The 12,462-nt window shown below is 70.2% G+C and carries 9 protein-coding genes and 1 pseudogene; 4 read left to right on the top strand and 6 right to left on the bottom strand.

Going from position 1 to position 12,462, the window contains the following annotated elements:
* The first annotated feature begins 173 nt into the window (after positions 1-173).
* A pseudogene (locus OHA55_RS35915) lies at positions 174-717 on the top strand (transposase family protein).
* Positions 718-724: 7 nt separating this feature from the next.
* Here OHA55_RS35915 and OHA55_RS35910 read toward each other — a convergent pair.
* The 4 genes from OHA55_RS35910 to OHA55_RS35900 all read right to left on the bottom strand — a co-directional run bounded on the left by OHA55_RS35910 (position 725) and on the right by OHA55_RS35900 (position 4,406).
* Entirely contained in the window at positions 725-1,240 is a 516-nt protein-coding gene (locus OHA55_RS35910) for a hypothetical protein (RefSeq protein WP_266714629.1), read from the bottom strand.
* A 472-nt stretch (positions 1,241-1,712) separates the two neighbouring features.
* Positions 1,713-1,847, bottom strand: coding sequence for a hypothetical protein (locus OHA55_RS36630; RefSeq protein ID WP_353963497.1), 135 nt, complete (start codon positions 1,845-1,847; stop codon positions 1,713-1,715).
* Positions 1,848-2,280: 433 nt separating this feature from the next.
* Positions 2,281-3,705: a HAMP domain-containing sensor histidine kinase gene (locus OHA55_RS35905; protein WP_266714627.1), complete on the bottom strand. Its 1,425-nt coding sequence runs from the start codon at positions 3,703-3,705 to the stop codon at positions 2,281-2,283.
* Complete coding sequence (locus OHA55_RS35900; protein WP_266714625.1) at positions 3,702-4,406, bottom strand: response regulator transcription factor; 705 nt, start codon at positions 4,404-4,406, stop codon at positions 3,702-3,704. Before OHA55_RS35900 ends, OHA55_RS35905 begins: the two co-directional genes overlap by 4 nt.
* A 121-nt stretch (positions 4,407-4,527) precedes the next feature.
* Here OHA55_RS35900 and OHA55_RS35895 point away from each other — a divergent pair, with 121 nt between their 5' ends.
* The gene (locus OHA55_RS35895; protein WP_266714623.1) at positions 4,528-5,088 is read left to right on the top strand and encodes a hypothetical protein; all 561 of its coding nucleotides are present in this window, start codon (positions 4,528-4,530) and stop codon (positions 5,086-5,088) included.
* Positions 5,089-5,389: 301 nt separating this feature from the next.
* On the opposite strand, the gene OHA55_RS35890 is transcribed toward OHA55_RS35895, so the two are convergent.
* Positions 5,390-6,490 (bottom strand): lytic polysaccharide monooxygenase, encoded by a 1,101-nt coding sequence (locus tag OHA55_RS35890; RefSeq protein ID WP_266714621.1) that lies wholly within the window; start codon positions 6,488-6,490, stop codon positions 5,390-5,392.
* A 636-nt stretch (positions 6,491-7,126) separates the two neighbouring features.
* Between OHA55_RS35890 and OHA55_RS35885 the strand changes: the two genes are divergently transcribed.
* Positions 7,127-7,963 carry an alpha/beta fold hydrolase gene (locus tag OHA55_RS35885; RefSeq protein ID WP_266714619.1) on the top strand — a complete coding sequence of 279 codons (837 nt, stop codon included), beginning with the start codon at positions 7,127-7,129 and terminating at the stop codon, positions 7,961-7,963.
* Positions 7,964-8,161: 198 nt separating this feature from the next.
* Here OHA55_RS35885 and OHA55_RS35880 read toward each other — a convergent pair whose 3' ends face one another.
* A complete protein-coding gene (locus tag OHA55_RS35880; protein WP_266714661.1) occupies positions 8,162-9,172 on the bottom strand; it encodes a helix-turn-helix domain-containing protein in 1,011 nt (336 codons plus the stop codon).
* Positions 9,173-9,876: 704 nt separating this feature from the next.
* On the opposite strand from OHA55_RS35880, the gene OHA55_RS35875 reads away from it, so the two are divergent.
* Entirely contained in the window at positions 9,877-12,153 is a 2,277-nt protein-coding gene (locus OHA55_RS35875; protein WP_266714617.1) for a helix-turn-helix domain-containing protein, read from the top strand.
* Positions 12,154-12,462: the final 309 nt, after the last annotated feature.

Raw genomic sequence — 12,462 nt, 5'->3', positions numbered from 1 at the left:
TCTCATATCGAACTATGTGTTTTGAATCAGTGATTCTCTTTCATCCTGTTCCGCAGGAGTGGAATGGTCTGGTCAGCGGGTGTGGTGACGAGGCAGGGCCCCTGGTCGTTGGCGTGGTGAATCCACTCATCACACCGGCGACCTGAGGGGCCCTATTGGTTCCGCATCCTGCCATGCTCGATGTCCTGCACGAGCTCGCGTGGGCGCCCGGCCTGCAAGAAGCCCTCACCGGCTTCGGTGAGGGTGATCACGTCATTGCCGACGGCACACTCATCCCCACCGACCGGATCCGCGCGGACCAGCCGTACTACTCGCAGAAGCACCGCAAGCGCGGCATGAACGTGCAGGTCATCGCCCGTCTCGACGGGACACCGCTCGGGTTCTCCCGCGCGACACCCGGCCCGCACTCACGACCTGACCTCGGCCCGCGCACAGCATCGTCCAGCGTGCCTGACCCGGCAGCTCCTCGTCCTCGCCGACCGCGCCTGCCGGGGCGCCGGTGCCACCTTCCGCGCCCCGTACTACCACCACCGCGAACAGCCCGAGCACTACCAACAGTTCAACCACGACCACGCCCGACTCGGAGCTCCCGGCGAACGCGCCTTCGCCCAGTTGAAGTCCTGGCGACTCCTTCGGCGAGCCAGATGTTCCACCCGCCGCATCGGCACCATCGTCCAAGCCGTCCACACGCTACTGACCTGCGACTATTCAGGATGAAAGAGGTTCAATAGGTCAGTTCATGCACAGGAGAGCTTGACACGATAACCCCTTCCGGTATTTCACCCGAGTCACAGGTCTCCTCAATAAGCCCGATGACAAATTCCGTCATGCCGCACTGAACTTCCCACCATGAATCATTCGCTCCCCCTACGACAACGGTCCAGATTTCGGGATCCGGATCGTTCACCCGCCAGTAGAAGGAGTCACCGTCTATTGAATCCCCCCACGGAATCAGTCCGCCATGCATAGGATGCGGGAGCCAGCCACCCGCCAAACCATCTTTTCCCAGCCCGGCAAGAGTATCCAGGTCGTACGCCATCGCGTCAAAATACTCCAATTCACCCCCCTCTATGGGAACTGGAATCCGTAGATACTCGTCGAATTGCAACGAGGGGAACCAACTCGCGATCTCCTTAAAGTCACCCGGAATCCTCACACCTAGGCGTGACTCAATGAGATCGAAGTCAATTTTCTTTTCGGTTTGCCTCTTTAGAGCAGAGAGCGCCGGCACTGCAGCCATCAGCTCCTCTATGTATTTCCGCACGTGACCTGCCAATCTGCAGAATTCCGCACGAACGCACTGGAAAGAACAAGACTCCTTCGCAATTGACCATGATCGTGCTACAAGCTCGTGGCCACCTCAATCATTACCCCCAGGGGTAGATCCCTTCACCCCAAAGGCGCGCTTCCTCCCTGTCGTGCAAGAAGCGCGGCCTCTCTAGCCCCATGAGGGAATCGTCGCTGATTGGGCACTCCGGAAAAGAACCCCTCAATAGCTTGACCAGGAATTCAGTCATCCTGCAATCATAGATTCTCCAGGCTTGGTCACCTCGCGCATAGACAGCCACCGGCCATACGTCTGAGCCAGAATTCGAGGTGGCCCAACCAAGCATGTCCGCGCTATCCGTTTCACCCCATATTGGAATCTGGCTCAGTGCATACTCCTTAGCCTCGATCTTTCATGATGGGCCACCGACTCCGTCGGCGGCCCATCATGAAAGATCGAGGTTAGGGCTCTCTCCCTCACGTTCTGCAGTAGAACTGGGGATCAAAATCGCAATTTGCCCTTCAATCGTTCCACCTCCGAAGCGTCGGACAAATTCCTTGTAGTCTGCCGGGAATGTCACCCCGAAGGAGTCCTCAACAGCATCCCAAATCGACCAAATCCCCCGCGCTGCAACCTTCGAACAGAACTACAATGCGGGACAATTCCTCCATATGTGATTTCACGACATCCGCCATTCCGGTGCAATGTGACCTAAGTCCTGAAAATCTCCGGCCTTTTCACTCCACATGAGGTTCTGCACCTCATGCCATATTTGCGCCTTGATCCCGGTCGAGATGATGCATTGGATTTGAGTTTGCCGCCCGCGAGCACGTGGCCAGGTTTCATACTTGAGTCCGTCGCCGCCCATTCGTCCAAGCGCCCAGTGCCGTCGTGTTCCTGCGCTCCTCCGGGAGGTGCCCGGTCCCGCCCGCACGGCTCCGCCCGTAGGGCCCACCGCGCTCCCGGTGCCGGATACCGGGAGCGCGCTGGGCCCGCCCCGCCACCGCTTGATTTCACCGGGACCCGGAGGCGCCCCTGCCGAGTCCCCAACGGGACGCCGGGACCCGGCCGGTGCGCAGGCGTCGTCTGCCCCTCGCCCCCCTGCGGGACCGGGCACCGGAGCCCACGCCGCTCCGCTGGATGCGCAGCCGCATCTCGGCGCCGCCCAGCACGCTCGTGCCGACCCGGATGTCGCCCCCGGTGGATTCGGCGAGACGCCGGGCGATGTCCAGGCCCAGGCCGGTGGAGCCCGCGCTGCCCGACCCCTTGCCGCGTTCGAGGGCCGCGGCCGGGTCGGGGACACCGGGGCCGGCGTCGGAGACCAGGACGAGCACCGCGTCGTCGCCGCCGTGCACGTCGACGGAGAAGGGGGTGCCCTCCGGGGTGTGCCGGAAGACGTTGCCGAGCAGCGCGTCGAGGGCGGCGGCCAGGTCCGAGCGGGAGACCGGGACGGGTACCGGACGGTCAGTACCGGCGAGGCTCGCGGCGCGGCCCTGGTCCTCCGCGAGCGCCGACCAGAACTCCATCCGCTCGCGGACCACGTCCGCCGCGTCGCAGCCCGCCGCCTGCCCGACGGGACCACGCGGCGCCGCGGCGGCCTGACGGGCCGTACGGATGACGGTGTCCACCTCCCGTTCCAACTGCGCCACCGCCGCCCGGGTCTGCTCGGCGGCCGGGCCCTCGCCCAGTGACGCGGCGTTCAGTCTCAGCACGGTCAGGGGCGTGCGCAGGCGGTGGGACAGGTCGGCGGCGCGCTCGCGCTCGCCGGCCAGCAAGCGCGTCAGCTGCTCGGCCATCGAGTTGAACGCGGCTGCCGCCAGGCGTAGTTCGCGCGGTCCGTCCTCGGGGATGCGGATGTCCAGGTCGCCCGCGCCCAGCTTGCGGGCGCCCTCGGCGAGCCCCCGCGCGGGGCGCACCGTGCGGACCCCCAGCCGGTCGGCGGCCACGAGGGAACCGGCGACGAGTCCCACACCGACCGCGGCCAGCACCACCCACGCCCGGATGACGCCTCTGTCGACGTCCGAGGCGGAGACGAACACCTCGATGATGGCGGTCTCCCCGGTGCTGACCGCCACCGGCTGGAGCAGTGCGAAGCCGCCGGGGACCGTCGTGGTGGACGCCCGGCCGAGCCGGCGGGTCTCGTCGACTGCTGCGGCCACCGCTTGCCCGTCGCCGATGACGGGCGGCACGCTCCCCGCGTGTTCCGGCAGGTGCACGGCGACCGCGGAACGCGGGGCGGCGGCGGCGACGACACGGCGGAGCTGATCGGGCTCGGTGGTGATGGAGAGCGCGGGTGCCACGGCCGCCGCCTCGCGTTCCGCGGCCGAAAAGGCACGGTCGCGAGCCATCTCCCGTACGACCAGACCGAGCGGTACCGCGAAGGCCACCGCCACCATGGTCGTGACGGCGAGCGCCACCTTCGCCAGCGCCCACCTCATCCCGGCTGCTGCGCGCCGGGCGCCTCCAGCTTCACGCCGACCCCGCGCAGGGTGTGCAGATAGCGGGGCCGCGCGGCGGTCTCGCCGAGCTTCCTGCGCAGCCACGACAGGTGTACGTCGACGGTCTGGTCGTCCCCGTACTCCTGCTGCCACACCTCGGTGAGGAGTTGCCTGCGCGGGACGACGACCCCGGGCATCCGGGCGAGGTAGGCCAGCAGGTCGAACTCCCGGCGGGCCAGGTCCAGGGTCACGCCGTCGAGCTGGGCGACCCGGCGCGGCGGGTCGACGCTCAGACCGCCGACCCGGAGGGGTGCGGGCTCCGGGGCGGCTCCGCCGGACGATCCGGCGCGCCGCAGGACGGCGGTCATCCGGGCCGAGAGGTGCTCGAAGGAGAACGGTTTCGTCAGGTAGTCGTCGGCCCCCGCGTGCAACAGCCGTACGACCTCGGCCTCGTCGTCCAGAGCGGTCGCGATGATCACCGGTACGTCGGTGATGCCCCGCAGCATCTTCAGCGCCTCCCCGCCGTTCAGGTCCGGCAGCCCCAGATCGAGGATCACCAGGTCGAAGGCGTGGTGGGCGGCTTCGCGCAGTGCTTCGAGGGCCGTCCCCACGCTGCGTACGGTGTGGGAGGCGTCGGTCAGATGCCGGATGAGGGCCGAGCGGACGAAGGGGTCGTCCTCGACGACGAGCACACGTGCCATGGGCGGCACCGTACGCGATACGGGAGACTGCCGTGCCCCGCCGGGAGATATTCCCGGACAAGGGGGACGCAACGCCCTGCCCCGGCACACCGGGTGTCCTGGTGGGGCATCATGGCACGCCATGCGCAAGGCACTTCTGCACTCTCTGGCCTGGACACTCTGCACCGGGGGCGCGGTCACGCTGTCGTGGTGGGGGGTGCACTCGGTCATGACGGAGCCGGCCTACGTACCTCCGCGTGCACTCCCGCTGCTCACCGCGAGTCCGAGCCCGGCGGCCGCCGCCCCGCTGCCGTCCCGGACCTCCCCGCCGGTCTCCGCAGCGGCGTCACCGGCCTCCCGGGCGGTCTCCCCGTCCGCCTCCCCGGCGGTCTCCGCGGCGGCGGGGAGGGCCGCCGCGCCCGACGCGGCCGGGGCGACGGTCGCCGCCACCGTGCGACCCCCTACGGCCGCTCCCGCCGGCGGGCGGGTCGAGGGTTACGACACCGCCGGCGGACGGGCGGTCTTCGACCTCGGCACCACCTCGGCGACGCTCGTGTCCGCGACGCCCAAGGCGGGCTGGTCGATGCAGGTGTGGAAGACGGAGAGCTGGATCCGGGTCGAGTTCACCTCCGGGCCCGACCACGTGTCGGTGTTCTGCACCTGGCACGACGGGCCCCCGTCGGTGGAGACCGGAACCTACTGACCCGCGCCGCGTCCGCCGGGAAACGGAGCTGGGCCCTGCGCTCCGTCCCCCGGAACGCAGAGCCCGACGCCCCGACCACGTGCTCAGTACGGACGTGGGCGAAGGCACGGACGTGGGCGAAGGCACGGACGTGGGCGAAGGCACGGACGTGGGCGAAGGCACGGACGTGGGCGAAGGTACGGACGCGGGCGAAAGTACGGACGCGGGTGAGGGTGCCCCGCGCTGACCGGACGTCCGCGCCCCGCGCCGCCCGGACGTCCGCCCGTCACCGGCGTCCGCCCGTCACCCTCGCCGAGCCGGTTCAGCGCCCGGCCGGGGCGCGGTTCGAGCGGCGCCGGAGAGAAGCGAACAGCGTACTGGTACCGATGGCGACCGCTGCCGCCCCGCCGACCGCCAGGTACGGGGTGGTGCCGCTCCCGCCGGTCTCGGCGAGAGCCTCGTCGGAGACCGGCTCACCGGCGGAACCGGAGCCGGTGGGGGCCGCGGAGCCCGAGGAGGCGGCGGTGGGGGTCGCCGCTGCCCCGGTGGGGGTCGCTGCGCTCTCCTCGTGATGCGCGGAGGCATCGGTGGAGCCGGCCGGGTGCGCCTCGGTCACCTCCGCGTTGGTGGCCGCATCGTCGTCCCCGTGCCCCTGGTGCTCCACGGACGACTGCGCGGCACCGGCCTCGATCTCCGCCTCCGACGGTGCGGAGGCGGCCGGTGCGGCGGCGCCACCGCTGGAGCTCCCGCCGCCGAACACCACGTCGGAGCAGGCGTAGAACGCCTCCGTGGAGTCCGAACGCTGCCAGATGGTGTAGATCAGCTGCCGCCCGGACGCCTGCGGCACGGTCCCGTCGAAGATGTACGAACCGTCCACCAGCTGCGGGTCGGTCGCTGTGGCGAACGGCTTGTCCTGAAGGTCCGCCCAGGTCAGCGGCTGGGTCGGGTCGTATCCGGGCTTGGTGAGGTAGAGCTCGAAGGTGCCCTTGTGCGGCGCGGTGGCCCGGAACGCGAAGGTGTGCTTGCCGGAATTCATCGGCGAGGAAGGCCAGTCGGCGCGCGGCAGATCGAGCCCCTTGAACTTGTCGTTGCCGGCGCTGCACAGTTTCCCGTCGGGAATCACCTCCCGGTGCTTGCCCGCCGCGGCGGCCAGGTTCACCCCGTTCCAGTCGTACAGCGCCTGGGTGCCGCCGGCCGCGACCGCGGCCTTGCAGGCGGCCGACTTCGGGTTCTCCGGCCCCTCCGCGTAACAGGCGGAGACCCGGCTGACCGGGTCCGTCAGCGTGCCGTGGGCGACGGCGGGACCGGCCAGGAGCACGGTCAGGGAGAGGGGGGCGACGCCGAGAGCGAGCACGGGCGCGACCCGGCGGGCCAGGGTGGGGGCGAGGGCGAGGGCGCGGGCGGCGGTCGGGGTGAAGCCCATGGTGACGGTTCTCCTCGTGCAGGGGGGAGGGCGCGGGGCCCGGTCGGTACACGGCCGGCCCTGTTCGCGAGGTGTACCAGCGAGGCGGGCCAGGCGCCGTGAGCAGCAAACTAGCCGCCCGCCAAGCCGATTTCGGGGCTGGAGCCGCTTCCGGGAAGATGCTTACGACTCGCTTAAGGAAGGGTTAGGAGAGTCATCAGGGAAGCCGTCGGGAGCCTCGGCGACCGCGAGGTGACCCGGCCGCCCGGTGGGGCGTGCTCACGGTACGTCGGCGGTCAAGTGCCCATGCGCGGGTGAGTAACCGGCCGCCGTATCCGGATGGGTTCCGGGGAGTCGGGGCTTCGGACCCGTGAGGCCAGGAACGCGCGCGCACCGCCGCCGAACCGCCCGTTGGCGCCGGGCAGCACCCACCACTCGGCCCGCGGCGACGTGCCTGGGCGCGCCCAGGCACATGGTGGTGCGCTCAACGGCAACGGACCGCGGGACAAGCGCTCTAGCGTCATGATCTCCGCGCCGCGCCACGTATGCCCGGAACCGGGCCGCCGATGGACCGCGGCACCGGCCGGACACCTCCGCCCGCCCCATGCCGGGCGGAGGGGACCGCGCACCCGCCACTTCGGACGAAGGAACGATCTCTTGCCGTACATCACCGTGGGCCAGGAAAACTCCACCGACATCGACCTCTACTACGAGGACCACGGAACCGGGCAGCCGGTCGTCCTCATCCACGGCTTCCCGCTCGACGGCCACTCCTGGGAGCGGCAGAGCGCCGCGCTGCTCGCCGCGGGCCACCGCGTGATCACCTACGACCGCCGGGGCTTCGGACAGTCGGCCCAGCCGACGACCGGCTACGACTACGACACCTTCGCGGCGGACCTGAACGTCGTGATGGAGACGCTCGACCTGGTGGACGCCGTCCTGGTCGGCTTCTCCATGGGCACCGGTGAGGTCGCCCGGTACGTGTCCGCGTACGGGTCGGCCCGGGTGGCCAAGGTCGCCTTCCTGGCCTCGCTGGAGCCCTGGCTGCTCAAGACCGACGACAACCCGGACGGAGTCGCGCCCAAGGAGTTCTTCGACGGCGTGGTCGCCGCCGTCGAGGCCGACCGCTACGCGTACTACAGCGACTTCTTCCGGGACTTCTACAACCTCGACGAGAACCTCGGTACGCGGATCAGCGAGGAAGCGGTGCGCAACAGCTGGAACGTGGCAGCGAGCGGCGGGTCGTTCGCGGCAGCCGCCGCGCCGGCGACCTGGTACACCGACTTCCGGTCCGACATCCCGGCCATCGACGTGCCTGCCCTGATCCTGCACGGCACCGCGGACCGCATCCTGCCCGCCGAGGGAACCTCGCGTCCCTTCCACAAGGCCCTTCCGGCCGCCGACTACGTGGAGATCGAGGGCGCGCCGCACGGCCTGCTGTGGACGCACGCGGAGGAGGTCAACGCGGCACTCCTCGCCTTCCTGGCCAAGTGACCTCGTACGAGGAATCACGAGGAAACACGAAGAACACGAGAAGCACGAAGAACACGAGAAGCACGAAGAACACAAGAAGCACCGGAGAAGCCTGACGGTGAGGGCCCTGCCGGTGAGATCCCTCACCGGCAGGGCCCTCGGCCCCGGTCCCGGTGCGGGGGGACATGCGCGGCGCCAAGGGCTTGTAAGACTCGGCCGCTATGCGCGGCCACCGGCGGAGAGAGCGGCCACCGGCAGGACGTCCGGCCTCGGTGCGGCGACTCCTTCGACGCGCAGGCTGCGCCATTCGCGGGGAGAGAGACCGTAGGCGGTACGGAAGGCCCGGCTGAAGTGAGCGGGACTGACGAAGCCCCATCGCTGAGCCACGGCCGACACGGTGGGGGAAGTCCTGCCACGCCGGGCCAGTTCACGTGCGCACTCCTCCAGGCGGCGCTGCTGGATGAGCCGCCCGACGGTGGTCCCCTCACCCTCGAAGAGCCGGTGCAGATAGCGGACGGAGATGTGGTGCGTCCTCGCGATGAGTTCCGGGGACAGATTCGGGTCGCCGAGCTTCCCGTCGATGTGGCCGCGGATCCGCAGCACGAGGTGGCTTCGGGCGGTGTCCGCTTCCGCGGGTACCGGCCGGGCTCCGTCGGTCACCAACGTGGCGAGGAGGTCGATGACACTGTTGGCCAGCATGCCGCCGATGGCGGGGGAGTACGAGTGCACCGAGGTGGCCAGCTTGCTCAGGAAGGGCCGCAGCACCGCGCCGAAGCCGTCCATGGGACCGATGACGGTGCCGACGGCCTGATCGATGGCGGCGTCCGACACGCCCAGTGCGTGGCGGGGCAGTTGGAAGACATGGGTGGAGAACCGCTCCGGGTAGTCGAAGGAGTACGGCCGCGCCGTGTCGTACACCACGAGGTCACCCTCGCTGACCTCGGCCCGCCGACCGTCCTGGACCATGGTCGCCGTGCCGGAGACCTGGACGCCGACCGCGATGAGCGCCTCGGACGAGCCCGAGATGAGCTCAGGGGTACGGCTGACCCTGTTCGCGTCGGCTTCCATCGTGGACACCCGCAGGCATCCAAGGCGGTCGGTGGTGATCCGGCCGGAGAACGGACCGTCATCCCGCGGGGCGACGCTCACCGGTACCAGCGCTCTTCCCACCGCGGCACGCCAGTACGCGACCTTGTCCTGATCGGGAACCGAAGCGGTCGTCAGTACCACGCTCAACAGGTTCTCTCCTTCACTCGTGCGACGTCGGGGGAGGCATCGTGGCCCGCGCTCAGCACGGGCCGACGCGGCGGCCGACGTTTTCCGGGAACTGATGACCAGTGCTCTTGACGGCGTGAAGGCCCTCACACGAGGGGAGGGGGCACTCTGCCGTCGGAGTCGGGCCGCCCGGCGCGGCCGCAGCACCTCCACTCGCAGTCAAGCAGCCGACCCGGCCGGGCTCCAGGCAGAACCACAGGCAGAACCGCGGGCGCGGGCGCGGCACGGGAACCGCCCCGCGCCCGCGTCGCGGTGCCCCGGGAACGATGAAGGAACCGGCTCAGGCGCACGGCTCGGGTGTCCGGGCGATCGGCGACACGGAGCGGGGCCGTAGCGGGGTCCGCAGCGGCGCACGGTGGCGCCGGCCGAGGGGCCGGAGCCGGCGGACGCGGAGCGGGAGGCGCCGCCGCATCCGGGAGAGGCCGTGAAGGGGGCCGTACGTCCGCCGGACATGCGGGACGTTCACCACACGACCGAGCACGCACATGGCCGGGAGTCGGCCGTCCGACGGAGCGCGGGGCGCGTGCGGGGGCCGTCCCGCGAGCTGAGATGCGGGGCGGGTGGATGCGGCTGTACACCGTAAGATTTCTCTGTGCCGCTGGGGGTGTCGTCCTTGTCGGGGCGGTGTGCCGGAGTGGTTCCGGCATGGGTGAGGTGGGGTGAACGGGGTGGCCGGCGCGGGTGGTGCGGGTTTCGGGATGATGCTGCGGCGGTTGCGCCTGGAGGCGTCGCTGACGATCGAGGAACTGGCGGAAGCGTCGGGAGTGAGTGTCCGCGGGATCGGGGATCTCGAACGGGGACGACGGGCGAGCCCGCAGCGGGGCACGGTCGCCGCACTCGCCAACGGCCTGGAGCTGGGCGATCCGGACCGGGAGCGGCTGCTGGCCGCCGCCCGGTCAGGCCGCACCCCGCGTCCTGACGCGTCCGGCGTGTCCGCCTTCCCGCGGGGCGTCGGCGACTTCGTCGGCCGGCAGGCGGAACGGGAACAGCTGACGGCGCTGGCCGACAGGTCGGTGGCAGGCCAACCCGTGGTGGTCGCGGTGTCGGGGCCGCCGGGCACGGGCAAGACCACCCTGGCACTGCACGCCGCCCGCGAGCTGGCCGACGGCTTCCCCGGCGGACAGCTCATGCTCAACCTGCGCGGCATGGACGACACCCCGCCCGACCCGGCCGAACTGATGCTCCGCGTCATGAAGACGCTGGGAGTGGCCGACCAGGACCTGGCCGAGGATGGCCCGCAGGGCCACCCGGAGCTCTACCGGCAGGTGCTCTCCGAGCGCCGCTGCCTGCTCGTCCTGGACAACGCCCGCGACGAGGCACAGGTCCGCCCGCTTCTGCCCGGCTCCGGCACGGGCATGACCATGATCACCAGCCGGAGAATGCTCACCGGTCTGGAGAACGTCCACCGGCTGCCACTCTCCGAGCTCACCCCCACCGAAGCCGCCACCTTCCTGACCACCCTGGTCGGAGAAGACCGGGCGGCCGCCGACCCGACCGCCCTCGCCGAGGTCGCCCACCGCTGCGCCCATCTGCCGCTGGCCCTGCGCGTGGCGGGCAACTGGCTGGCCACCCGCACCGGCTGGACGGTGCGCCGCCTGGCCGACCACCTCGCTCTGGAAGAGCGCCGCCTGGACACGCTGAGCGCCGGTGACCTCCGCCTCTCGGCGGCCTTCGACCTCTCCTACTGCCAGCTCACCCCTGCCGCCGCCCGCCTGTTCCGTCGGCTGTCCCTGGTCGACGGTCCCGACGTCGCCGCCGCCGGCGCCGCCCGGCTCACGGGGCAGTCCCTCTTCGACACCGAGGACCTCCTCGAGGAGCTCGTCGAGACCGGCATGCTGGGAACCGACCGGGACCGCTACCGCTTCCACGACCTGCTGCGCCTGTACGCCCGCGCCCGGCTGGAGGCCGAGGAACCCGCCGGGTCCATCGCGGCGGCGCGCTCGGCGCTGCACCGCTGGCTGCTGGAGACCGCCGTGGTGGCCGGACGCTGGCACGAACCCGGCCACGGTGCCCCGCCCGCCGACTGGCAGGGCACCGTCGACCTGTCCACCGCCGAACGCGCCCGCCAGTGGCTCAGGGCCGAGGGCGACAACTGGCTCGCCGCGCTCCGGGCGGCCGCCTCCGCGGGCGACCACACCACTGTCGTGGAGGTCGCCGAAGCCCTGCACTGGTTCTCCGACCAGTGGGTCTTCTGGGGACACTGGCCCGAGGTCTTCCGCACCGGCGCCCACAGTGCCCAGGCCCTCGGCGACCCCCTCGTCGAAGCCACCCAGCTGAACTACGACGCCTGGGCCCTGCTGGTGTGCGAAGGCCGGCACCACGACAGCATCGACCGCGCCGGCCAGGCCTGTGCCGCCGCGCAGCGCGCCAACGACCCCTCCCAGCAAGGCTGGTCCCACTTCTACCGGGCCTGGGCCCTCAACCTGCTCGGCGACCACACCACGGCGGCGCGCCACAACCACGAGGCGGCCGGGTATTTCGAAGCCGCCGACGACATCCACGGCACTCTCCAGGCCATGAGCGCCACAGGCCTGACCCACTATCTGTTGGGTGAGTACGAGGAAGTCATCAGGGAACACCTGCGCACGCTCGCCGTCCTCGACCAGGCCCGCGAACGTGTCGAAGTACACATCGCCGACTTCACCCGCGGGAACCTGCAGATGAACGTCGGAAAGGCGCACACCGCCCTCGGAAACCTGTCCGATGCCGCCGACTGCCTGCGCACGACCACGGACATCTTCCGACGCATCGGCAACAAAGTCCTGGAGAGCCGCGCCCTGGTGTACCTCGGCGGCGCCCTGCTGGCCGCCGGACACCTGGACCAGGCCCGGGACGCCTTCACCCAGTGCCTCGCCCTTGGCGCGGCAGCCGACCCGAACCGCCTCACCGAGGCTCAAGAGCGCCTCGCCCACGTCGAAACCCTCCGGAGCGAGTAGCCGGGCCGGAGGCCCCTCCGGCTTCCCCGAGAGCGACTGCCGGCAGCCCCGCGCACACGTCGGACGTCACGCCGCGCCCGGGCTCCGTCACCGGCTGGGAGCCGGAGCTCGTCGTGGTGACGGCGTCGTAGGTCTTCAGGAACGGGAAGTCGCTCTGCCCGGTGCCGCTGCAGGAGTCGGAGAGCGTTCCGGCCTCCGGGCAGGCGACATCACGTCCCACCGCCCGGAAGGCCGACTGCCGCGGCGATCCTGGAGGATCTGCCCGCACCGAACACTTGACATGTGCACGCAATGAAGATGTGATGTGAT

This window comes from Streptomyces sp. NBC_00102 (assembly GCF_026343115.1).
In the GTDB taxonomy this organism is placed as follows: domain Bacteria; phylum Actinomycetota; class Actinomycetes; order Streptomycetales; family Streptomycetaceae; genus Streptomyces.
Note: the sequence above shows the minus strand (reverse complement) of the source record. Positions and strands in the feature narration are given on the sequence as shown.

Coding starts and splice junctions, on each gene's coding strand:
- OHA55_RS35910 (WP_266714629.1), bottom strand. CDS start 1,240: ATGGCTGCAGTGCCGGCGCTCTCTGCTCTAAAGAGGCAAACCGAAAAG.
- OHA55_RS35905 (WP_266714627.1), bottom strand. CDS start 3,705: ATGAGGTGGGCGCTGGCGAAGGTGGCGCTCGCCGTCACGACCATGGTG.
- OHA55_RS35900 (WP_266714625.1), bottom strand. CDS start 4,406: ATGGCACGTGTGCTCGTCGTCGAGGACGACCCCTTCGTCCGCTCGGCC.
- OHA55_RS35895 (WP_266714623.1), top strand. CDS start 4,528: ATGCGCAAGGCACTTCTGCACTCTCTGGCCTGGACACTCTGCACCGGG.
- OHA55_RS35890 (WP_266714621.1), bottom strand. CDS start 6,490: ATGGGCTTCACCCCGACCGCCGCCCGCGCCCTCGCCCTCGCCCCCACC.